This is a genomic window from Parabacteroides timonensis, from assembly GCF_900128505.1.
In the GTDB taxonomy this organism is placed as follows: domain Bacteria; phylum Bacteroidota; class Bacteroidia; order Bacteroidales; family Tannerellaceae; genus Parabacteroides; species Parabacteroides timonensis.
On the sequence record NZ_LT669941.1, the window covers coordinates 4,163,110 to 4,186,189 of the forward strand.

Annotated in this window: 17 protein-coding genes and 1 pseudogene; 12 read left to right on the forward strand and 6 right to left on the reverse strand. The window is 40.8% G+C overall.

Annotation, left to right across the window (positions count from 1 at the left end):
• The first annotated feature begins 32 nt into the window (after positions 1–32).
• From BQ7394_RS24065 to BQ7394_RS24085, 5 genes are all read left to right on the forward strand, one after another.
• Positions 33–1,160 (forward strand): SusE domain-containing protein, encoded by a 1,128-nt coding sequence (locus BQ7394_RS24065; RefSeq protein ID WP_075559708.1) that lies wholly within the window; start codon positions 33–35, stop codon positions 1,158–1,160.
• Between the two features lie 12 nt (positions 1,161–1,172).
• Positions 1,173–2,312: a SusE domain-containing protein gene (locus BQ7394_RS24070; protein WP_075559709.1), complete on the forward strand. Its 1,140-nt coding sequence runs from the start codon at positions 1,173–1,175 to the stop codon at positions 2,310–2,312.
• A gap of 99 nt (positions 2,313–2,411) precedes the next feature.
• Positions 2,412–3,536 carry a glycoside hydrolase family 76 protein gene (locus tag BQ7394_RS24075; RefSeq protein ID WP_075559710.1) on the forward strand — a complete coding sequence of 375 codons (1,125 nt, stop codon included), beginning with the start codon at positions 2,412–2,414 and terminating at the stop codon, positions 3,534–3,536.
• A 74-nt stretch (positions 3,537–3,610) separates the two neighbouring features.
• Positions 3,611–5,758 (forward strand): GH92 family glycosyl hydrolase, encoded by a 2,148-nt coding sequence (locus BQ7394_RS24080; RefSeq protein WP_075559711.1) that lies wholly within the window; start codon positions 3,611–3,613, stop codon positions 5,756–5,758.
• 413 nt (positions 5,759–6,171) lie between these two features.
• The gene (locus tag BQ7394_RS24085; protein ID WP_075559712.1) at positions 6,172–6,981 is read left to right on the forward strand and encodes a Fic family protein; all 810 of its coding nucleotides are present in this window, start codon (positions 6,172–6,174) and stop codon (positions 6,979–6,981) included.
• 24 nt (positions 6,982–7,005) lie between these two features.
• Here BQ7394_RS24085 and BQ7394_RS24090 read toward each other — a convergent pair whose 3' ends face one another.
• The 5 genes and pseudogenes from BQ7394_RS24090 to BQ7394_RS24105 form a co-directional block, all read right to left on the reverse strand.
• Positions 7,006–7,695: an ABC transporter ATP-binding protein gene (locus tag BQ7394_RS24090; RefSeq protein ID WP_075559713.1), complete on the reverse strand. Its 690-nt coding sequence runs from the start codon at positions 7,693–7,695 to the stop codon at positions 7,006–7,008.
• Positions 7,667–8,629 (reverse strand): hypothetical protein, encoded by a 963-nt coding sequence (locus BQ7394_RS24095; RefSeq protein ID WP_075559714.1) that lies wholly within the window; start codon positions 8,627–8,629, stop codon positions 7,667–7,669. Before BQ7394_RS24095 ends, BQ7394_RS24090 begins: the two co-directional genes overlap by 29 nt.
• 56 nt (positions 8,630–8,685) lie before the next feature.
• A complete protein-coding gene (locus tag BQ7394_RS25860; protein ID WP_154674752.1) occupies positions 8,686–8,829 on the reverse strand; it encodes a hypothetical protein in 144 nt (47 codons plus the stop codon).
• Positions 8,830–9,072: 243 nt separating this feature from the next.
• A pseudogene (locus BQ7394_RS24100) lies at positions 9,073–9,744 on the reverse strand (response regulator transcription factor).
• Positions 9,745–9,755: 11 nt separating this feature from the next.
• On the reverse strand, positions 9,756–10,916 hold the full coding sequence (locus BQ7394_RS24105; protein WP_161951813.1) for a sensor histidine kinase: 1,161 nt from the start codon (positions 10,914–10,916) through the stop codon (positions 9,756–9,758).
• Between the two features lie 39 nt (positions 10,917–10,955).
• On the opposite strand from BQ7394_RS24105, the gene BQ7394_RS24110 reads away from it, so the two are divergent.
• From BQ7394_RS24110 to BQ7394_RS24135, 5 genes are all read left to right on the forward strand, one after another.
• Positions 10,956–11,687 carry an SPASM domain-containing protein gene (locus tag BQ7394_RS24110; RefSeq protein WP_161951814.1) on the forward strand — a complete coding sequence of 244 codons (732 nt, stop codon included), beginning with the start codon at positions 10,956–10,958 and terminating at the stop codon, positions 11,685–11,687.
• A 72-nt stretch (positions 11,688–11,759) separates the two neighbouring features.
• Entirely contained in the window at positions 11,760–14,063 is a 2,304-nt protein-coding gene (locus BQ7394_RS24115) for a TonB-dependent receptor (protein ID WP_075559717.1), read from the forward strand.
• A complete protein-coding gene (locus tag BQ7394_RS24120; protein WP_075559718.1) occupies positions 14,060–16,264 on the forward strand; it encodes a peptidase domain-containing ABC transporter in 2,205 nt (734 codons plus the stop codon). The genes BQ7394_RS24115 and BQ7394_RS24120 overlap by 4 nt, the downstream gene beginning before the upstream one ends.
• A gap of 538 nt (positions 16,265–16,802) precedes the next feature.
• Positions 16,803–18,980, forward strand: coding sequence for a glycosyl hydrolase (locus tag BQ7394_RS24130; protein ID WP_075559720.1), 2,178 nt, complete (start codon positions 16,803–16,805; stop codon positions 18,978–18,980).
• A 155-nt stretch (positions 18,981–19,135) separates the two neighbouring features.
• Complete coding sequence (locus BQ7394_RS24135) at positions 19,136–19,456, forward strand: RagB/SusD family nutrient uptake outer membrane protein (protein ID WP_235848812.1); 321 nt, start codon at positions 19,136–19,138, stop codon at positions 19,454–19,456.
• Positions 19,457–19,471: 15 nt separating this feature from the next.
• Here BQ7394_RS24135 and BQ7394_RS24140 read toward each other — a convergent pair whose 3' ends face one another.
• The gene (locus BQ7394_RS24140; RefSeq protein ID WP_075559722.1) at positions 19,472–20,377 is read right to left on the reverse strand and encodes an AraC family transcriptional regulator; all 906 of its coding nucleotides are present in this window, start codon (positions 20,375–20,377) and stop codon (positions 19,472–19,474) included.
• A 171-nt stretch (positions 20,378–20,548) separates the two neighbouring features.
• Between BQ7394_RS24140 and BQ7394_RS24145 the strand changes: the two genes are divergently transcribed.
• Together BQ7394_RS24145 and ruvB are read left to right on the forward strand one after the other, a co-directional pair.
• Positions 20,549–21,973: an L-fucose/L-arabinose isomerase family protein gene (locus tag BQ7394_RS24145; RefSeq protein ID WP_075559723.1), complete on the forward strand. Its 1,425-nt coding sequence runs from the start codon at positions 20,549–20,551 to the stop codon at positions 21,971–21,973.
• 77 nt (positions 21,974–22,050) lie between these two features.
• Positions 22,051–23,076, forward strand: coding sequence for a Holliday junction branch migration DNA helicase RuvB (ruvB, locus tag BQ7394_RS24150; RefSeq protein WP_075559724.1), 1,026 nt, complete (start codon positions 22,051–22,053; stop codon positions 23,074–23,076).
• The last annotated feature ends 4 nt before the right edge of the window (positions 23,077–23,080 follow it).

Consider the following 23,080-nt stretch of genomic DNA (forward strand, 5'->3'; position numbering starts at 1 on the left):
CTAATTATAAATCTAATTACTCAGAAAAAGATATGAAAGCAATATCTATAACATATGCGACGCTTTTTTCTTTCATCCTGGCTTTTACTGCCTGTAGCAGTGATGGTGAAGTGAGAGATCTGGGCGTGACCGCAGTAAAAACATTATACGAACCGGATAATGGTAAGGCAGTTGTTCTGCAACCATCAGCATCCGCTTCTTTATATTTCGAATGGGAACCCTCTTTAGCTGAAGACGGTGGAGTCGTGTTGTATGAAGTAGTATTCGATAAGGCAGACGGCGATTTCTCGGACCCTGTTTATATTTCTACGGCAGACAATAATGGTGGTAGTAACCATGCTACAATTACGCATAAACAATTAAACCAGATCGCCGCTTTGGCCGGTATCGAGTCTGCTGCCCAGGGAACATTGAAATGGACGGTATATGCCTCTAAAGGTATTAATCCCATAAGGGCAGAAGAGGAACGTACGCTGACCCTTACCCGCCTGGCTGGATTTGCCGAAGTGCCGAGTCAGTTGTATATCACCGGTGAAGCTACGGAAGTGGGAGCCGATCTGGATAAAGCTATGGTTATGAAGAAGGTTGCCGACGGTGAATTCGAAGTATTCATTAAACTTACAGAAGGCAAATCATTCAAGTTCGTCAGTGCCAATACAGGTACTCCGACCGAATATTCATTGAATGGTGAGAAATTGGTTGAAGGCGGTAGCATTACGGCTGCTAAGACAGGTATTTATAAATACTACATCGATTTCAATGCCGGTTCGTTTACTTCCAAAGAAGTAACCAAAGTAAAATGGTTCCTGAACTGGTCGCAGAAAGAGATCGAACTCGATTACCAGGGGCTTGGGGTCTGGGCTTTGAACGGTTACACGGTTACTGGTTTGACGGGCAGTGATAATACAGACGACCGGTATAAGTTCAGAATGGAAAGTTCCGACGGAGAAACCGAATGGAGAGCTGCCATCAATAACGACAGCAAGCCGACCGGAAACGATGAGTATTATTATATGGCGGAAAAGACGAATGTAGAACAGTGGACAAACAATGAAGTTTGGAAAACCCCGGCTACCGATGGTTGGAGCGATAAAACATACGATATTACATTCTCTTTGAATACGCAAGGTGAATATACTCATAATTTAGTAATCAAATAAAAAGGAAGAATTATGAAAGCGATATTAAAAAAACTGATGCTTGTTAGCTCTGTTGCGCTGGTATTCATGGGATGTAATGATAATATGGGAGACACTGACGGTCGTCTGGCAAGTGTGAATACATTGCTCGAACCTGCGGATGGCAAATCGGTTGTATTGGAAGCTTCTGCATCGGCAAGTGTCTATTTTGAATGGAAAGCAGCCAGTGTGGAAGAAGCCGGCACGGCTCTTTATCAGATTGCTTTTGATAAAGAGGACGGTGACTTTTCAAAACCTGTTTATGTGGTGTCTGCTAATAACAACGGGTACAATAATTTTGCAACCGTTACTCATAAACTGTTGAACCAGATTGCCGGTAAAGTAGGTATTAAACCTGCCGATACAGGTACTTTCAAATGGACTGTATTCTCTACCAAGGGAATGCAAAGCATGAAATCGAGTGTGGAAAACAAGATCACAGTTACCCGCCTGGCCGGATTTGAAGATGTTCCTATTGATGTATATGTAACCGGTGAGGCTTCCGAAGGCGGTGCCGACCTGGCAAAGGCACATAAAATGAAAGCGGTAGCAGGTGGTGAATTTGAAGTATATACAAAGTTGGCAGCCGGTAAATCATTCAACTTTACTGACGGCAAATCAGGAACGACAAGAGTATTCTATACAGCCGACGGCGTCATTAAGGAAAATGGAACGACAACAGTACCTAAGGACGGTGTCTACCGGATTACATTAGACTTTAACACCGGTGCTTGTACCTATACATTGGTAAATAAGATCGGTTTCTATTTCTGTCCGAATGATGAAATTCTGTTTGAACTGCCCTACGTCGGTTATGGTGTATTCCAGGCAAAGGCAACCGTGAACTTTAAGGAAGAAAGTTGGGGTAAAGACGAACGTTATAAGTTCAGAATGTTTATCCAGGAAAACAATGGTGCCGATGCAGAGAAAGAGGTCGACTGGGGAACATTGAACCAGACCGATTCACGTCCGACGGCATCCAGCCCGGAAACGTATTACTACCTGCAAATGTTTAACGAGACTTCTCAGTGGGAAAATAAATGGAAGCTGATGGGAGACTTTGATGGTGTTCCGGCAACTTATACTATTTATCTGACGGCTGATCAGCCTTATACACATACGATAGTTAAATAATCCAGAGTAAAAGACAAGAAGAACCGGGAATTTCTGGTACAATAAAAGAGGTTTACCTCATTTCCGGTTCTTCTTTTTTACTTGAGTAAAGATAACAACATGAAGAATATTCTCCTTTTCTTATTTTTCCCCCTTTTGTTTTGGGCATGTGGCGACGATGACAATAATCCGGTGAATCCGGATGGAAGTGAAGGCATCGACTGGTATGCCGCTGCCGATAGCAGTACCACAGCATTGGTCAACTCTTTCTGGAATACCGGAGGGAAGTATTTTAATTATGACAGTAACGGGAATGAGACTTTCCATTACTGGCCTCAGGCCCATGCATTGGATGTGTTGGTAGATGCCAGCCTGCGTACTGGGGATACGAAGTACAAGACCTATTTCGATCAATGGTTTGAAGGTGTAAAGGTAAAGAACGGTAACACTTTCAGGAATGACTTTTATGATGACATGGAGTGGAATGCACTGGCTATCCTTCGTGCCTATCAGGTCACTAAAGACCAGAAGTACAAAGAAGCAGCCTTGCAGATCTGGGAGTATATCAAAGTAGGCTGGAATACAAATGCCGGCGGAGGCATAACCTGGGTGAAAGGGCAGGAGTACAGTAAAAACGCCTGTTCGAACGGCCCGGCCTGTATCCTGGCAGCCCGGCTGTTTCAGGAATTCGGAAATGAAGCCGACAAGGAGTGGGCACTCAAGATCTATAACTGGGAGAAAAGTACCTTGTTCAACAGCAATAACGGAATGGTGTATGATAATATAAACAGCAATACCGGAGAGACACAGAAAAATTGGATATTTACCTATAACGAAGGTACATTTATTGGTTCGGCTGTAGAATTATATAAGATATTGGGAGAGAAGAGCTATCTGAACGATGCCGTCTTAGCAGCCGATTATACAATCAGTACATTAGTAAATAATTCTCTTCTGAAAGACGAAGGAAATGGAGACGGAGGATTGTTTAAAGGAATTTTTATTCGTTATTTTACGGAGTTGATCCAACAGGATCGTCTGGATGTTGGGGCTAAACGGCGTTATACGCAATTTCTGAACGTAAATGCAGAAGCGCTTTGGACGCGGGGGACAAATAAATCGAATGTTTTATTCGGCACCTATTGGGGGACGGCCCCAGGAGCGTCTACCGGGTTGACCGAGCAGTTAAGCGGTTGTATGCTGATCGAAGCAGCAGCATTATTAGAAGATTTGGATCTGTTATAAGTGTTTTTAATTTGATATAGATATATAGTTTTTAATTCTCGATTATTATTCATAAGTCTCTAATAATAAATAACATGAAAAACTATTTTTTAGCGGGTTTCCTGTCATTAGCCTTTATGGTAAGTTGCCAGCCCGATAAACGACTGACAAATTATGTGAATCCTTTCCTGGGGACGGCAACCCTTTGGGAAACGAAAGATTTAGGGTACGAACGTCACCTGAAGACGAGAACCTGGGGAGCGGAAGTCTTTCCTGGCTCTTCCGTCCCGAATGCGATGGTTCAGTTGAGTCCCGTCACCCAGTTTCGTAGCGGAGCCGGTTACCAGTATGAAGATACTGTTATCTATGGCTTCTCACATACCAACAAGGGGCATTGGAACCTGCTGCATCTTCCGATTTTGCCGGTGACGGGCGATATATCTTCCGACGACTATGCTTCAAAATACAGTCATGCCAACGAATCGGCCCGCCCCGGATATTATCAGGTATTCCTTGAAAGATACGGAGTCAATGCAGAGCTGACCTCTACGCTCCGTTGTGCTTATCATAAATATACTTTCCGTCCGGAAGACGATAAGAAAGTATTGGTCGATATCACACGTACGAACAACGGTGTGAGAGACTGGAGCATTCAGAAAGTGGACGATTATACCTTCTCCGGTAATCAGGATGCGGAAGGAAATATCCGTTTCTATGCCGTTTCTAACTATAAGATCGATGATATCGAACAGGTAAAGGACGGTGAACACGAGGTTTCGGTTGTCAACTTTGCCGACAGCAAAGGGAACAAGCCCCTGGAACTAAAGATCGGTTTCTCTTTCGTTAGCGTCGATAATGCAAAGATGAACCTGGAGAAGGAGATGATGGATAAAAGCTTTGCACAGGTTAGCGGAGAGGCTGATAAGACTTGGGAAGAGCTGTTGTCTAATATAGAAGTGACAGGCGGTACGGAACGCGAGAAGGGTATTTTTTATTCCTGCCTCTATCGTTCCTTCCTCTGGCCGGTGTTGCGTAGCGACGTGAACGGGGAATATACGGATGTGAAGGGCGATGTGGTAAATAATGGTTTCCGTTATTATACTGACCCGTCTTTCTGGGACGATTACCGCAATAAGCTGATCTTACTGGGGATGATCTCTCCGGATGTAACGGTAGACGTGATCAAATCGATTACCGATAAAGGGGAAAAGCGTGGTGGCTATATGCCGACCTTCTTCCACGGCGACCATGCTTCTGCTTTCGTAGCCGGTAACTATCTGCGCGGATTGAAAGACTTCGATCTGAACCGTGCCTATAAATTGTTGGTGAATAATGCAACTATTCCGGGAAAAGGCGGCCGGCCGTATCTAGACGAATATATCGCACAAGGCTGGATTGCAGAAAAAGATACCACCAATGTCCCTACCTGGGATGAATACAAAGCTGCGGTAACGAAAACCGTCGAGTATGCATACGACGATTATGCAACCGCGTTGTTAGCCAAAGAACTGGGCGACGAAAGTACTTATAATACTTTGATGGAGCGTACCGGTAACTATAAGAACCTGTTTGATCCGAGTACCGGTTTCTGGCGTGGAAAGATAGCCGATGGTAGCTGGATCAAAGATTTCGATCCTTACTATCCTTATTATGCCTATATGTATCGGGAAGCGAATGCCTGGCAGTCTTTGTTCTTCGCTCCCCATGATCCGGAAGGAATGATTGCTCTTTATCCCAGTAAAAAGGCTGTTGAGCAGAAGCTCGACTCACTCTTTACCGAGCCTTGGAGAAACTATGAAGCCCACAATTTGACCGGTTTCATCGGTAATTATTGCCAGGGTAACCAGCCCGGACATAGTATTCCTTATACTTATTACTTTATCGATAAGCAAGAAAAGGCACAGTGTATGCTGGATAGTATCATGAATCATTATTATGATATGGGTAAGGACAAACTGGCCTATTCAGGAATGGATGACGCCGGTGAGATGTCTTCCTGGTATGTCTTCAACGCAATCGGTTTATACACTTATTCGCCGGCAGATCCAGAATATATCGTAACCGTTCCTTTGTTTGACCAGGTGAAATTTACGCTGGGTGATAAAACCCAGTTCACAATCGTTAAAAAGGGCAACGGTCAAAAGATAACGGACATCTCTTACGACGGCCGGAAGATCGATGGTTGGTTTATCTCACACGATTTATTGAAGCAGGGAAAACAGTTAACGATCACTACCGAATAAAACCTGCTTCCCTATTATAGAAAAGCTACCGTCCTTTTTACGAAAAGCCCGGCAGCTTTTTTATTAAAAGCCCGGTGTTTTAAAAGCCCCATTATACTGTTTTACCTTTATTAGATTTTACTCTTCATTCCCTGTGAAACCTCAGGCTTCACAGCAACTTGTTGTTTATTAATAAGTTCACCTTCCTGTGAAAGGTGAAGCCTATCCCTGCGAATATTATATAGAACCTACGGCACAAGGCAAAGCCTTGTTGAAGAGAATGACACGAATAGGATCAAATTTGATAATAATTGAAACATCTAAACATGATAAGTAATGAATCAGGTTCAATGTCTTTTGATATTTAATTTTTTAGGCATATAAATATCTTTATATTTTTTACTTTTGTACAAAGTATCTAGAAGAAAATGGTCATGGGAAAAGGTATTTGGGAAGAAATAGAAGAATTGAGCCGGGAGTTTGTAAATCTCGGTATCGATCAATCGGTAGACTATGAAAAGTACTATCTCTACTCTCTTATAACTCATTCTACGGCTATTGAAGGTTCTACCCTTACCGAAATGGAAACACAACTTCTGTTTGATGAAGGTGTGACTGCGAAAGGGAAACCTTTAGTTTATCATTTGATGAATGAAGATCTGAAAAAAGCTTATGAGTTTGTAAAAGAAGCGGCTAAACAGAAAGTCGCTGTGACTCCTGCTTTTTTACAAAAACTGAATGGGTTATTAATGCGGACTACCGGAAGCGAACATAATATGATGGGAGGCTCTTTCGACTCCTCGAAAGGTGAATATCGTTTATGTGGTGTAACTGCGGGAGTAAGTGGACGTTCATATATGAATTATCAGAAGATACCTACAAAAGTGGAAGAACTTAGCGCAATATTGCAAACGAAGCAGCAATCGGTAGAAACAACCCGGGAGCAATACGAATTGAGTTTTAATGTACATCTAAATTTAGTTACCATCCATCCCTGGGTAGACGGTAACGGTAGAACAGCCCGTTTATTGATGAACTATTTGCAATTTTACTATGGGCTTTTCCCGACCAAAATCTTTGTGGAAGATAGAGCTGATTATATTCTCTCTTTACAGCATTCCCAAGAAGACAATACAAATCAGCCTTTTCTTGATTTCATGTCGCAGCAATTGAAAAAATCTCTTTTCCTTGAGATCGAAAAATATAATGCTTCGCGGAAGAACAGTTTTAGCTTTATGTTTTAAGATTGTTGTAAAGTATTTTCCGTATCAAATAAGTCCTTTTATCTGGTCGGCAGTCTGGTGCTCTATGGTGGAGTAGAGTAGTTGCTGGAGCATTCCGAATTGATCCTGGGAATAGCTGCGAGCTATTGTTCCGTTGTTGATGTGGTGGATATAGTCGCAACCGGATGTCAATGTCTCGAAAACATGTGAAGTAACCAGGACTGTTTTTCCTTTTTCCCGTAGCTGTTGCAGAATGAGTGTTAGTATATGGGCACTTTCCAGGTCCAATCCGTTGAAAGGCTCGTCCAGGATCAGGATAGGCTTATCCGGTTTGAGGACACCCAGCAAAGCCAGTTTCTTCTTCATTCCTGTGGAATAGTTCTCCGTGATATCATCCAATGGAATACAGAATAGTTTCTGCCAACTGTCCAGCTGAAAACCATTTTTCCCGGCCGGGAAAAGGTTGAGGTATTCGCGGCCTGTCATATAAGGGTAGAAATAGTTTTCTGCCTCCAGATAAGCAATATCCCGTCTTTGCAAAGGACTGTCATCGTAAAGGATATCACCTTTCACCGGACGGATGAAGCCATACAGCGTATTCAGCAAGGTGGTTTTACCCGCACCGTTCAGGCCGACCAGACCGTGTATTTTACCCGGTTCCATCGAAAGGTTGATCCCTTTCAGTATCAATGACTCCTTTTTATATTCAACTTCCAGGTTCCGGATTGTAAGCATATAAGTAAGTATTTAAATTCCGGCAGGCTGCCAGATAGTTTCTGATCAGAAAAAACAGGATAACAGGAGTGAGTATCGGCATAAATATGCTGAATATCGCTATGGCAATAGGTATCTGGCCTGCCGTTATCCTGCTATCCGGCCAGTAGTAAGCATATTTCGTTGTGACAAATAACAGGATATTCAGTGTAATCCCTATCAGGAAAGTAAGTATAAGCCACCAATGTGCCGGATATAAGCAGATATATACTACGCAGACCGGAACTATTGCATACAGCGGCAACCTTAGGTTTAAGAGCAGTTTCCGGTGCAGGAAACGCCTGGCTGGCTTTTCCATCGTAAATAGTATCTGTTGAGACTCCGAATAACGGAACATTTCAGAGATAAAGACCGTGAGAAACCAGAGCGAAGCCAACGAAGCAAAAGGTAATAACAATCCGATCCAGGCACTGATATAAAGAACCAATAATAAGCCACCGTATTGTCGTATCCCCGAACGTATTTCGAAGGCCTCTGCGGGGAGCCATCCGGGTACGGATATACCCTGTTTTGTACGATGAAACGGCTGTTTTATGAAACTGATACCTATACAACCTATCGGAATAATAAACGCGATATACCAATAAAAATGTAGTAGTAAAATGAAGATAACCGGCAGGGATAACAGTAAATAATCCATGCCGAACACCTTCCATGCTTTCTCTTCCGCATGTAAAATGAAATGATAATCTTTCCTCCGCAGCTGTAGCAACGACAAAAGAGCCAATAGGACTGCCGTTATGATCAAGGCTCCTTTCGGTTCTTTCGAAAGTTCAAACAATGCAATCCCGGCTATCAGTAAAATACCTGTTAATATAATCAGATAGATAACAGGTATTTCGCGGATAAACTTTTCGAACTGGCGAAGTCGGAAACGAAGGAATGCGCTGTTCATATATGGGTCTTTAAAATGTACCGGAACAAATGTAGGGAATTTTTATCTATTACCGTTTAGAAGTAAAAACGAATTCCCACATCGAACGTCAGGCGGAATATACCCGTTCGTTCGTCCTTCGACTTGTTGTAATTCGTATCCTGTTCGGGTAATGAACTTTCTTTTTGTTGTATCAGAAGGATATTATCCCTATATTTCATCCACTAAATCATACCTTTCATTATCAGGGATTATCCCATCCTTGCCTTACAAACAAACGGTACATTTTGGTTGCCGATAATTGTCGACAAGCCTGTTGATAATTATCGACAAGCTTGTTGACAATTGTGAGCAAGCCTGTCGACAATTATCGGCAGCCAATTACTTCGGCATGTCCTGTCCTGAAATAAGCAGGTAAATAACCAAAGTAAGCTTCTTTCAGAACAGGACAGTCGATGAAAATATTATTCTTGTTTAACCAGCTTGTAACCGATTTTGGGAATTGTGACAAGCTCCAACTGATTATCTTCTGATAAATACTTACGTAGCTTAGCTATATAGTTATTCAGGCTTTGTTCGCTACTATATCCATCTTCCCATAATTCCCGTTCTATTTGTTCGCGTGTAACTGGCTGATTCATGTTTAATGCCAGCAATTTTAGTAGTTTACATTCGAAGAGGCTCAACTTCTTGACGACTTCATCCTTTTTCATCAATAAGTTTTCTTCTGTATTCAGCGTAAAACATCATGCTTCAATTCCTTTCGAATGGAAAGATGCGGAATGCCTTTGGATGTAAGCCAGCAACTCCTCGATTTCAAAAGGTTTTTTCAGATAGGCAATTCCTCCGGCATTCAAGGCTTTCACAACTTTCTCACTGTCGATGTGTGAAGATACGAAAAGGATTGGTATTTCAGGTGCTATAGCTTTTATTTCAGGAGTGGCGTCGATGCCGTTTTTCTTTCCTATTTCAACGTCAAGTATAATAATATCCGGTTTCAGTTCTTGTATAACAGACCTGATTGCTGTCAAAGAAGTTTGGTAATACGCTTCATAACCAGAGGCGTTTAAGGCCATCATAACAATATTACCCAGTGTAATATCGTCATCAACAAATAACACTTTAATTTTATTCATAATTCATTGATTTAAGAAAGAGGTAGAGTAAATGTAAATACACAGCCTTTACTATTTTCGCCGCTTGTCATTTTTATTTCTCCACCGTGTTCGGTTATTATATATCTTGCCTGTGCTAGCCCTATGCCGTGCCCCTTTTGAGTTTGCTCTTCATTCCTGGGGACCTGATAGAATTGCGTAAATAGTTTTTTTCTATGTTGGGGTTCAATGCCCCAGCCGTTGTCCTTTACAGAGACTTGGAGCTTATTATTGGTTGCTGACATTACAACTTTCACAATTACGTTGTCATCCGAATATTTCAATGAATTCTCGATCAGGTTCCGAATAACGTTCTCTATATACATTGAGTCGGCAAATACAGTATTATCTGCTGATAATTCATTAATCATCTCGATGGTATGGGACTTACCCTGATAAAGAAGGTCAAGCTCTTCTTTTATTGTTTCTACTATAGCGGGAATATTTACTTTCGTTTTATTCAATATTATTTTTTGTCTGTCTTCTCTTGCCGAAATGAGTAAAGATTCTATGTTGTATACCAGATGTTTAACCCCCATTTGGCTATTTTCTATCACTTTCTTTTTATCAGGATTCATTTCGCTCATTTTAAACCAACTCAACATCGTAATAATGCTGTTTAGTGGAGCTTTAAGGTCATGTATCGTACCGTTTACACTTGCTTCACGTTTAAGAAGCAGGTCTGTTCTTTTTTTAATACCAACTAATTGAATGTATAAGCATAACAGGACGATCAACATCAAAGAAGCTGATAAAGATAATGTCAGGATTTGCTGCTTAATGAAATCAGACATTGGAATGTCAGCCTTTATTTGCAAATACTGTAAGCTTTGACTTCCTAAAGGGTAGAGTTCCGAACTATACACAGGATTATTATTATCCAGATTTCCTATAGAGTCGGTTAAAACCTTGTTTTGGTCATAAGTTAGGAACCGGTGATTAAAATCTGGTTTGGAAGACTCTATAAAGAGGCTATCCAATATCGTTAGATTTATAGGTTTACCTTTTTTTAAAGCAGCATCCTGTTGAAATAAGTCAAAGACATCGCCTGTTGTTTGTGCCAGACCTTCTTTTCTCATCTTTGTAATATCCAGAGTATCACCATCACTAATAGGTGATATTTTTAGAAGGCTATCTCTCTCTTCTGGAGTCATATCTGAAGCCATCTTTAGATAAAGATGTTCTTCTCCTTTTTGAAAGATTTTAAATGTCAATTTCAAATAACATTAGATGGGGATGAGAAACGACATAATAAGATTCGATTCTTTAAACACAGTGAGAAAGGTACCTATAAATTGGTTGTAAATAATATATATAGAATAGAAAAGCTTATTCCCCACTGTAAAACTTGGATTAGAATCAATTTTGATGATAAAACTCTTATGGGATTTCAGAAAATACTCGACGATTTATCTTTGCTTGATAGAACTAGAAATCATTTGATTTTAAGAAAAGTGTGGCAATTTCCTATGCGAAATATAAATAAGGATCTTATTCTTAATGCATTACAAATGGCTATGGATAGATGTTTTGCAATTGATTACTATACATTACCTATATATAATCTTTGTTTTGCTGATAGAGAGAATGAAGTTTTATTTAATTATGATGGAAAGGTTTTTAAGTGTTCTACTTTGGAGTCATTTGATGAAGAACACGTGGAGGGTAAGGTTAATGAGGAAACAGGAAAGGTCGAGTGGAATATAAATAAGATTTCAAAAAAGATGCTACAACGTTCCCCTGACAGATGTTTGAAATGCAAAATATTCCCTGTTTGTTTAGGGCCATGCAGTAAAAATTCGACTCAAGGAGATAATTTCAGTTGCATGGTTGATGAGATTGGATTATCAATGGATGAATTTATTTTCTTTTGTTTTAAACAAGAACAAAATCAAAAGAAAATATTTAAAGAAATAGAAGTATGACCATCTGTTAATATGCAACCTGACTCATTTTGTCTCGTCTTGTAAAGTAAAGGTTCTAAAAATAGAATATATATGAAAAAGATTATTTGCCTACTTTTTGGTCTGCTCTTTAGCTTTGCCTCTTATTGCCAACATGTGATTAATGGCTATGTATGCGATACAGAGGGAAATCCGTTGCCGGGTGTCAATGTTTTACTTTATGCGGAAAAAGACACGATGAAATATGAGAGAGGAGGAGCGACCACTGCGGAAGGTTTTTATCAATTATCAGATGTAAAAGACGGCAAATACCATTTGCAGGCTTCTATGCTGGGATTTGAACCAATGAAAAAAGCATTGGAAATATCCGGTAGTTCTGTTTTTTTAGACACCTTGAAAATGGAGGCTACCGTAGAGTCTTTGGAGGAAATTGTCGTTACTTCCAGTACGATTCATGTATTAGGTGATAAAAATGTAAAAATATTTACTATTGATGAGCGGAAAAGAGCTTCCTCTGCTTTAGATTTAATGAAAAATATTCCTCAAATATCTTTTGATAATGCTAATAATATGCTTGTAAATATCAAAGGAAAGCAAATTCTGATACTCTGTGATGGCGCAAAGGCCAACGAAGTGGATTTGATGGGATTACGTCCTGAAAATATACAGAAAGCGGAATATTATGCAAATCCGCCTCAAAAATATATGGATTCGGGATATGATGCGGTTCTGTTTGTGATCACCAAACCTTCTAGAGAAAAAGGTGGATATATTTCCGCTGATTTAAAGAACAGTTTTACAACCGGATTTGGAACGAATATCATACAAGGAAACTATAGTTCTGGTGATAACGATTATATGCTTCGTTACTTTATAGATTACCGCGATTTGAATAAAAATAAATATTCTCAATCGTACAGTTATCGTTTAAATACGGATGATGTATATGATCTGGAGAAGAAAGGGGAAAATGGAGACTATGTCGGGCAGTATCACATTGTCAGTGCATCCTATTCCAGAAGTAAAGCAGATAATTTTCTATTTAGGGCAATGACAAATTTATCTGTGAATCCAGGTAAAGAAGACTATCCCCAGCTTTTGTCAGGTATCCGTAACAATCAACCGATTGTGGACGAACTTTCTAATTTATATGTCAAAACAAACTATTTGTCGCCCAATTTGGATTTATACTTCTCAAAGAAAATGCGTTCTGATCAGGAGGTATCATTGAATGTGGTGAATACATATTACAACTCCAGTTCTGATCGTTTACTTGGCTTTGAGAAGGAAGGTATCTATACGAACCTGAGAAGTAAATCTTATTCATTGATTGCTGAAGGTGAATATCGAAAAAAATTCTCAGAAAATGAACTGAGTGCAGGGGCTAAATACTTTTATAAAACACTTGATGAGCGGTATCAGCAAGATGGCAACGGTTATTCGAAAGATAATTACTCGTATCATAATCTCTATATGTATGCAGACTTTACCGCACAACTAAATAAATTCTCCTATACGATAGGTTTCGGTGGTGAGCAGGATTGGCTGAGAACGAATACTTTTTTTGTTTGTAAACCCAATTTAAGAGTGTCTTATAAATTCGATGATTATTCATCCTTAAAGCTTCGATCCTCGATGCATTCATATATTCCTGATATATCCTTGTTAACCAATAATCCGGTCTATATTGATTCTTCATTTATCAGTATAGGAAATCCGGATTTGAAGCCCTATTATAAGTTGGAAAACAGTTTGCTTTACGCCTATAACAGATCTAATGTTTATGCTGAGGCAACAATAGGTTACAGTTATCTGCACAAGCCTTATTTCCCTGTTTTTGAAGTCGATCACGAAGTGGCTCAAAAAGTGTATAAAAACATCGATCATATGGATGTATATACTGCTGAGCTTTATTTGAGCTGGAAGTTGACGAGCTTTTTGAAAGCTTCTGCTTACTACCGGTTAGCTTATCGGAAGTCACAAATTGAGGGTAAAAAGTATGATCACTTGGATCATTTAATAAATCTGGATGTATCAGCCTATTATAAGGATTTTACGCTAAACGGATTGGTTATACTGAGAAATAAGGAATTAAATGGTATGGTTTTGGAAAAAACGCATAACTATTATTCTGTGGATTTGACATGGAAAAGGAATGATTTGGGTCTGTCGTTAGTGTGTTTATTTATGCATGATCCGTACATCATGCAAACGGCTAACGGTTCGCCTGTATTTTACAAGGAGACAAAAGCGTGGAATAATTATAAAGGCATGACATATATAAAGCTAACTTACACGCTTCCTTTCGGAAAGAAGGTGAAACGTTCGATGAAGCAACGTTTATATAACTCAGACAACGATTCCGGTATTTATATTGATAACAAAACGAAATTATGAAATTTACTCATATTCGACAACCTGACTCCATGGAATGCGGTGCTACTTGCCTTCGTATGATAGCTCAGTATTATGGCAAGAAGTACTCTGCTGAAACTATGCAACAGCTTTGCTTAGTAACACGAGAAGGGGTTTCGTTGTTGAGTATGAGTGATGCGGCTGAATATTTAGGGTTTCGTACAGCATGTGGACGTATGACATTAGAGAAAGTAGTGGAACAACGTCCTTTCCCTTGTATTCTTCATTGGAATCAAGAGCACTTTGTGGTGTTATACGACGTGAAGACAAAGCGCAACAATAATCGTATTTTCTATATTTCCAATCCGGGCAATAATCTGTTAAAGCTTACTGAAGAAACTGTTCGAAACGCTTGGATCAGCACTTGTACACGGGGTGAAGAAAAGGGTGTATTGATGGCTTTACAGCCTACGCCGGCTTTTTATAAAAAGGCAGACGAACAACAAAATATTGAAAGTCCATTCCGGTTTCTCTGGAATTATGTGAAGCCGTATAAACAGTTTTTTATACAATTGTTGCTGGGCTTGATTTTGGGTAGCGTGTTGCAACTTCTCTTTCCTTTCTTGACGCAGGCAATTGTCGATAAGGGTATTGCCGGAAAGAACCTAAATTTGATTTATCTGATCCTTGTAGGACAATTGATGCTTGTGTTGAGTCGGGCATCTGTCGATTTTATTCGTCGTTGGATTTTATTGCATATCAGTGCGCGAGTGAATATTTCGCTTCTTTCGGATTTTCTAATTAAATTGATGAAACTTCCAATGGTCTTCTTTGATACCAAAATGGTTGGTGATTTGTTGCAGCGAATTAGCGATCATGAACGGGTAGAACGATTTTTGACAGCGCAGACATTATCAGTACTCTTTTCTGTTTTCAGTTTTATTGTTTTTGGAGGAGTCCTATTGTATTATAATGGCATTATTTTTCTGATATTTTTGTTTGGAAGTATTTTATATGCAGCTTGGGTATTTCTTTTTTTGAAGAAACGACGGATATTGGATTATACTTATTTTGAACAACGGACACGAAATCAGAGTAAAACAATGCAGATGCTGAATGGAATGCAGGAAATTAAGTTGCAGAATTGTGAACGTCGCCGCCGGTGGGAGTGGGAGGATATTCAAGCTGATCTGTTTCAAACAAATATTGAAACAATGAAATTGCAACAGAGTCAGGAGGCAGGTAGTATTCTGATAAATGAAGTGAAGAATATTGTTATAACAATTGTAGCAGCAACATCTGTAATCAGTGGAAACCTATCGCTAGGTATGATGTTGGCTATCCAATATATTATCGGACAACTAAATGCACCAGTGGAACAGTTTGTTCAATTTATCTATGGTTGGCAGGATGTACAGATTAGTTTGGAGCGTATGAGCGAGATTCGACAGCGTGAAGAAGAGGAAACGTCGGAACGGATGATCACAGGATTTAGCGGAACTAAGCAGGATGTCGAATTTAAGCATGTTACGTTTCAATATGAAGGCGTACATTCTCCCAAAGTATTAGATGATGTGTGCTTGAAAATTCCGCAGGGAAAGATTACAGCAATTGTTGGGACGAGCGGTAGTGGAAAAACTACTTTGATAAAGCTTTTATTGGGTTATTACAAGCCAGTCAAGGGGACGATTACAGTTGGATGCAATGATTTACAGGAATTTAGTTTGCGATGGTGGCGTAATCAGTGCGGTGCGGTGATGCAGGATGGCTATATCTTTTCTGAATCAATTGCTCGCAATATCGCTGTTGATGATGAGGAAATAGATAAGGCGCGTTTATTACTAGCAGCTAGGATTGCGAATATTGAAGAATTTGTAGAGCGTTTGCCTTTAAAATATAATACGGTGATTGGTTCTGATGGTCAAGGTGTAAGTCAGGGACAACGACAACGTATTTTGATTGCCCGTGCTGTTTACAAAAATCCTTCGTTTTTATACTTTGATGAAGCGACTAATTCTCTGGATGCCAATAATGAACGGGCTATTGTGGAGAATCTGACAGAATTTTATCGGGGTAAGACGGTAATTATTGTAGCACATCGCTTGAGTACAGTTCGTAATGCAGATCAGATTGTTGTGCTTGAAAAAGGACGTATTCAGGAAGTGGGTACACATGAATTGCTGATTGCCCGGAAGGGTGCTTATTATAATTTAGTGCGTAATCAATTGGAACTTGGTTCTTAGTGTACGATTTAAATGTACTTTTTGTATGGATATTGTGAAATTAATGAAAGAGCAAAATGGAGTATGAGAGGATGAGACAACAAGCGACTGAAGAACAAGGACAGATCGAACTTCGCAGTGAGAAAGTGCGTAACTTGATTGGACAGATTCCTCCATTTTTAATTCGGTGGGGGAATTCGATATTGATTGTAATATTTATTATGTTACTGATCATCTACTGGTGGTTCTTATATTAGGGTTATGGTTGGTATGGAACATTTGTTATGGGCTAATTTATATAGGTTTGGATATCCCTGATAGTAATTTGTACTATCAGGGATAATTTTTATATACTGTCTATGGAATTGGGGAAATCATATTTGAATGACTTTTGCGGATAAAATCTATATGGTAGATAGTACTCTTTTCTGGTTATATCAAAAATCAAAAAATTATAGTCACTTTTGAAAATAGCCTGTTTAGAGTTAGCTTCTATTTTTGCATTATCAATTTTGGCTCCGTAAGAGTCCTATAAAAACAACCTAAATTCGTAATAGAGATGAAAGACCTGCTTAAAATAGTACTTATCTTATTTGCCTTTACCGGGGCAACACGAGCACAGATCTCTCCGGAGGCTTTTGCCGATCCGGAAAAACAGTACAGGCCCATTCCTCTTTGGTTCTGGAATAATACAACAGTAAATGAGACTGAACTGTTAGACCAGTTCCGCCAGATGGTAGAAAAGGATGGTTACGGAGGTTGTGCTATTCTTCCTTTCGGTAAAAATTTTACGCCGGAGTATTTATCTAAAGAATACTTTTCCCTTTACGGGGCGATCATCAAAGAGGCCCGGAAACTGGATGCCCATATGTCTTTATACGATGAATACGGCTTTCCGAGTGGAAGCATGGGAGCGATCAATGCAGACGGAACCCCACGTTTCATGAATAAATATCCGGATGCAACGGTTAAGAGACTGGATAAGATAGAATATAATGTACCTGCCGGTACACAGTTCAGGAAGCCGGTTCCCACCGGTAAATTGATGGCCGCTGTTGCGATGGATACCTTGTCGGGTAAACGTCTTTCTCTCACCTCTTATATCCGTTCGGGGGAACTGGACTGGCGTGCTCCGGCTGGTGCGTGGAAAGTATTTTTCTTTGTCTGTGTGAAAGATGGCGATCCCAATGTCGATTATCTCGATCCGGAAGCTGTAAAACTGTTTGTTAAAGAAACGCATCAGGCCTATTACGACCGTTTTTCCGGCGATTTCGGTCATGTGATTATCGAGACTTTCTTTGACGAACCGACCATGTACCGTGCAAAAGGACGTATGTGGACGGATAAGTTTAATGAGAAATTTACAGCCCGTTATGGATACTCTCCGGAGTTACTCTATCCTGCTTTATGGTATAATATCGGGGAAGAAACACAATCTGCCAGAAACCGGTTATTCGGATTGCGTGCCTCCCTGTATGCCGAAGGTTTTATGAAAACGATACAGGAATGGGCTTCTGCACATGGCATTTATTCTACCGGCCATCAAGATCAGGAGGAGATACTGAACCCGGTAAGTGTCGCTGGCGATCTGATGCTTTGCGGTAAATACATGGATATTCCGGGTATAGATAAGATTGGCGGAAACCGTCCGGCTGAGTTATTCTATAAGATTATCTCTTCTTCGGCTTATAACTGGGACAAGCGGCAGGTGATGTCTGAAACGTTCGGTGCAATGGGAAATCTGACGGTCAAAGAACTTTATCATATTGCGATGGAACAGTATGCAAAAGGGATAAATACATTGATCCCTCATGCTGTTTGGTATAACGACAAAGACGTTACTTTCCTGCCGGAACTATCCTGGCGAAACGAATTGTACAGAGACTCTTTGCCTGCATTCAATAAATTCCTAACCCGCCTGAATTATATTCTTCAGCAGGAGGGAAGGCATGTGGCCGATATAGCGATGCTCTATCCGATAGAGTCTTTACAAGGTGAACATGTATTGGATGGTTCGTTGGGATTTTATGAGGGTGGTATCCGTATCCCGAATACAGACTACGTACATGTTTCCGCTTTATTGACCGATACGCTCGGTCGGGATTTCACCTATCTTCATCCGGAAGTGCTGTCGACAAAATGTGACGTAAAAGACGGATTGCTACACCTGGATAATAAGATTAACAAAGAGGCATTCCGCTTAATTATTCTCCCGGGCATGAAGACGATCTCGTTAGCCAACTTACAGAAAATAGCGTCGTTTCATCAGGCCGGCGGTAGTGTTATATTCACCACACAGCTACCGGAAAAGTCGGTGGAACCGGGAAAAGATGGTGAAGTCAAGAAAATAATTAACCGTATGCTTTCGGAGAGTAAAAGGCAATCGTCTTCCGGCAAAGTCTTTTTCATCGAGAAACCGGCACCGGAGATACTGAAAGAAAAGCTGGCAGTATGTTATGAAGTACCCGATGTCGCTTTTCCTGACGGGCAGGAACTGAATTATATTCATAAAATGAACGGTGGCCAGGCGGTTTATTATTTTGCTAATCTGAAAGATTGCCCTTATCATGCAGAAGTTGTGTTACGGGGAAAAATAACTCCGGTATTACTGGATCCGCATACCGGACGGCAAACTGATGTCGTGTACAAACATCAGCTCTCTCACGGGACAGAAATAACCTCTGTCATACTATCCATTGAAAAGAATTCTTCTGTGTTCATCGTCGATGGAAGGTAAAACTTTCGGGGAATTCCGGTAAACGAAATCAGGAAGAATAGTATTTGTACTTCTCTCATTTTGAGGGAAGAAGGGATTTGTTTGTCTTAAAAACAGACTGTTTAAACGAATTAAAATGATATCAATATGTTAGTTATCAGTTTATTAAACTCGTCGTGAAGTACTATTTCACTTATGGATTTGTAATTGTCCGCAACGGGCATCGAATCCGGCTTTCAGAAGTTTCGACTGTTGACAAACAAGTGGTGGCCAACGAACGCCGTCATGAACTGGCCTTCGAAAACCACAGATGGTTCGACCTGGTGAGGACAGGAATGGCTGTCTCTGTCATGAACGAGTACGGAAAGAAAGCCAAGAAGCTTTATCCTTATTTGCAGGAACGAACCTATAATGTCACTCAGGAGCGTTTGATATTCCCAATTCCGTTTAAGGAGAGACAGGTGAATACACAGCTTACTCAAAACCCAGGATATTAATTCCCGGATATACTTTTATTTAGTATTTGTTTGTTGAGGGTTCCCTCTTTTCCTGAATTGGAAAGGAGGGATTCCTTCTTTTTTACGGAAGAAGGTGGAGAATTGTGCCACGCTTTCGAAATTCAAGGCATAAGCGATCTCCGATACAGTCATCTGGGTTGTGTTTAATAGCTCTTTGGCTCTGAGGTAGCGGAGTTGCAGTTGGTATTGGGCAGGTGAGACACCTGTATATTTCTTAAACATGCTTCTGAACCAGGAATAACCGACATTCAGGTTCTGAGCGATGGTTTCAATAGGAATAGGAGAGTCTATGGTCTTTTTCATGATGGCCCGGGCTTCATCGATCTTTTCTAGGGCGATGGATTGTCCGAGGGTGCTGTTTTTCTCTTTATAATAGACATTTCCCATAATATAGAGGACCATGCTCGATATTAATTGCTGGTACCCGACACGTTCTTCAGTAGCATAAGTGACAATGTCTTCATAAAGGCTGATGATCGTTGTATTCACGCCGATCTCATAAACCGGCTTTTCCTTGGAGAAGAATTTATTTTGGATCAGGCTTTCGATATAGTGTCCTTTAAAACCGACCCAGTGCTCATACCAGCCTTCTTCCTCTGGATAATAACTGTGCCATTCGTCGGGATAGAGTAAGATCATGGTTCCTGCTTTGATCTTTTGCTTCTTGCATGACGCGGATTGAAAATATCCCTTTCCTTCAGAAATATAGATCAATTGATATTCATTTAAGATACGACCATTCTGAGGGTTGAAGGCATAGGCTTTCGGATGCTGGGATAAAGGATAAGAACTATGGGGTGGAATGCACTGGTGTCCTGCGGTGGTAACAGTGATTCCCCATTTTTCATCGGTCACGCTTACATTCAGGTATCTTATGTTATTGTTTTTTTGTGTAGCCATATAACATTATCTTTTGTCCGGAAACGTTGAAATATTCTTTTGACAAAGATACTATTATCTATCATTTTACGAAAGATTAAAATCAAATACACAAAAAGTCGGGAGAGCGAACGAACTATATTTGTAATATATTTATATGCATTCGAATAAGATGGAAATCAAGTATATGTTATGGAAAATAAAAAGGTAAAAATCGGTTTTGTAGGACTGGGACTGGATACATACTGGGCACAGTTTGAAGGTCTTTATAAACGTTTGTGTGGATATCAGGAAGAGATTGGTAAAAAGATGTCTCATCCGGATGTAGAAGTTATCAATGCCGGAATAATCGATGATCCGGCGAAGGCAAAAGCAACGGCGGAGATGCTGCAAAAACAGGATATAAGTATTCTTTTTATCTATATATCGACCTATGCTTTATCTTCGACAGTGTTGCCTCTTGCCCAACAGCTGAAGGTCCCGGTTATTCTGTTGAATATTCAACCGGCGCCTCGGATAGACTACGATTATATCAATAATCTGGGGGACAGGGGAAAGATGACGGGGGAATGGCTGGCTCATTGCCAGGCTTGTTCCGTGCCGGAATTTGCGAATGTGTTCAATAAAGCGGGTATACCTTATGATATTGTTACCGGCTATCTGCAGGAAGACTTTGTGTGGGAGCAGATCAGAGGATGGGTTGATGCATCTCGAGTGGTAAAAGGCATGAAAAATAACCGGATGGGAGTATTGGGGCATTATTATTGCGGTATGCTGGATGTATACACGGATATGGCCCGGCAGGCTACGACATTCGGTACGCATGTCGAGATCGTGGAAATGTGCGAACTGAAAGCTTATAGGGATAGCGTTACTTCGGAGGAACTGGAAAGGAAGTTGCAGGAGTTTGGTTTATATTTTGAAATTGTGCCGCAATGTGATCCGGACGAACTGGAAAGGGCTGCCCGTACTTCCGTTGCACTGGATAAATTGGTTACGGCTCACCGCCTGGGTTCTATGGCCTATTATTATGAGGGCTATGCAGGAAATGAATATGAAAATATCGTTACATCTGTTATTGCTGGAAATACCCTTCTCACCGGAAGAAATATTCCTATTGCCGGAGAATGTGAAGTGAAGAATGTACAAGCAATGAAGATACTGTCGCTGTTGGAAGCCGGTGGTTCTTTTGCTGAGTTCTATGCGATGGATTTTGAGGATGATATTATTTTGTTAGGCCATGATGGACCGGCCCATTTTGCTATGGCAGAGGGTGCGGTTAAACTGGTTCCGCTCCCAGTTTATCACGGTAAACCGGGTAAAGGACTCTCTATTCAAATGACGGTCAGACATGGCCCTGTTACTTTGTTGTCGGTGTGTGAAGGCAAAGAAGGTGTCTTTCTGTTAGTGGCGGAAGGAGAGTCGGTTGACGGTCCGGTTTTGCAAATAGGTAATACCAATAGCCGTTATCGTTTTAACTGTGGTGCCCGCGATTTTATAAATGCATGGAGTAAGGCGGGGCCTTCGCATCATTGTGCCATCGGTATTGGTCACCAGGCCGATAAATTGGAAAAGTTCGCTTTCCTGTTGAATATTCCTATAGTAAAAATTGGATAATACTCTTTTCTTGTCTCAGTGACTGCCGGGGATAAAGTAAATATATTTATTATCTTTGCCAGTCAATGAGCAAGAATATGGAAGACGATTTTGATATAAGGGATACGCGTATGCCGGAGAATGAACGGGAGTATGAAAATGCACTCCGCCCGCTCTCTTTTCGCGATTTCAGCGGACAGGCCAAGGTGGTTGAGAACCTGAAGATTTTCGTGATGGCTGCCCGTATGCGTAAGGAAGCATTGGATCATGTGTTACTGCATGGTCCTCCCGGATTAGGTAAAACAACGTTGTCGAATATCATAGCTAATGAGTTGGGGGTAGGGTTTAAGGTGACTTCTGGCCCAGTATTGGATAAACCTGGCGATTTGGCGGGAGTGTTGACTTCGCTTGAAAAAGATGATGTGCTTTTTATCGATGAGATCCATCGTTTGAGTCCCATTGTGGAGGAGTATCTTTATTCGGCCATGGAAGATTACCGGATTGACATTATGATCGATAAAGGGCCTAGCGCCCGTTCTATCCAGATTGATCTGGCTCCGTTTACACTGGTTGGTGCAACTACCCGTAGTGGGTTATTGACCAGTCCGTTGCGTGCCCGTTTTGGGATCAATATGCACCTGGAATATTACGAGATGGAAACATTGACGAAGATCGTTCTTCGTAGTGCGGATATCCTGAATGTAAAATGTGAACTGAGTGCCGCCAAGGAAATAGCTTCCCGTAGCCGTGGAACGCCTCGTATTGCCAATGCATTACTGCGTCGTGTACGTGACTTCGCACAGGTAAAAGGCTCCGGTGAAATAGACAAGGCGATTGCCTGTTATGCACTGGAAGCATTAAATATCGACCGTTACGGTCTGGATCAGATTGATAATAAATTACTGACAACAATTATTGACAAATTCAGCGGTGGGCCAGTCGGTTTGACAACGATCGCTACGGCTTTGGGTGAAGATCCCGGGACACTGGAAGAAGTATACGAGCCTTTCCTGATCAAAGAGGGGTTTATCAAACGCACGCCGCGGGGACGTGAGGTTACAGAGCTTGCTTATACCCACCTGGGACGAACAAGAGGAAGCGAACAAGGGTTTTTATTTGACTGAAGAA

Excerpts from the sequence above, each read along its gene's own strand:
- BQ7394_RS24140 (WP_075559722.1), bottom strand. The coding sequence starts at position 20,377 with ATGGCTACACAAAAAAACAATAACATAAGATACCTGAATGTAAGCGTG.
- BQ7394_RS24085 (WP_075559712.1), top strand. The coding sequence starts at position 6,172 with ATGGGAAAAGGTATTTGGGAAGAAATAGAAGAATTGAGCCGGGAGTTT.
- BQ7394_RS24145 (WP_075559723.1), top strand. The coding sequence starts at position 20,549 with ATGGAAAATAAAAAGGTAAAAATCGGTTTTGTAGGACTGGGACTGGAT.
- BQ7394_RS24105 (WP_161951813.1), bottom strand. The coding sequence starts at position 10,916 with ATGACTCCAGAAGAGAGAGATAGCCTTCTAAAAATATCACCTATTAGT.
- ruvB (WP_075559724.1), top strand. The coding sequence starts at position 22,051 with ATGGAAGACGATTTTGATATAAGGGATACGCGTATGCCGGAGAATGAA.
- BQ7394_RS24090 (WP_075559713.1), bottom strand. The coding sequence starts at position 7,695 with ATGCTTACAATCCGGAACCTGGAAGTTGAATATAAAAAGGAGTCATTG.
- BQ7394_RS24120 (WP_075559718.1), top strand. The coding sequence starts at position 14,060 with ATGAAATTTACTCATATTCGACAACCTGACTCCATGGAATGCGGTGCT.
- BQ7394_RS24130 (WP_075559720.1), top strand. The coding sequence starts at position 16,803 with ATGAAAGACCTGCTTAAAATAGTACTTATCTTATTTGCCTTTACCGGG.
- BQ7394_RS24095 (WP_075559714.1), bottom strand. The coding sequence starts at position 8,629 with ATGAACAGCGCATTCCTTCGTTTCCGACTTCGCCAGTTCGAAAAGTTT.
- BQ7394_RS24065 (WP_075559708.1), top strand. The coding sequence starts at position 33 with ATGAAAGCAATATCTATAACATATGCGACGCTTTTTTCTTTCATCCTG.
- BQ7394_RS25860 (WP_154674752.1), bottom strand. The coding sequence starts at position 8,829 with ATGAAATATAGGGATAATATCCTTCTGATACAACAAAAAGAAAGTTCA.
- BQ7394_RS24080 (WP_075559711.1), top strand. The coding sequence starts at position 3,611 with ATGAAAAACTATTTTTTAGCGGGTTTCCTGTCATTAGCCTTTATGGTA.
- BQ7394_RS24070 (WP_075559709.1), top strand. The coding sequence starts at position 1,173 with ATGAAAGCGATATTAAAAAAACTGATGCTTGTTAGCTCTGTTGCGCTG.
- BQ7394_RS24115 (WP_075559717.1), top strand. The coding sequence starts at position 11,760 with ATGAAAAAGATTATTTGCCTACTTTTTGGTCTGCTCTTTAGCTTTGCC.
- BQ7394_RS24075 (WP_075559710.1), top strand. The coding sequence starts at position 2,412 with ATGAAGAATATTCTCCTTTTCTTATTTTTCCCCCTTTTGTTTTGGGCA.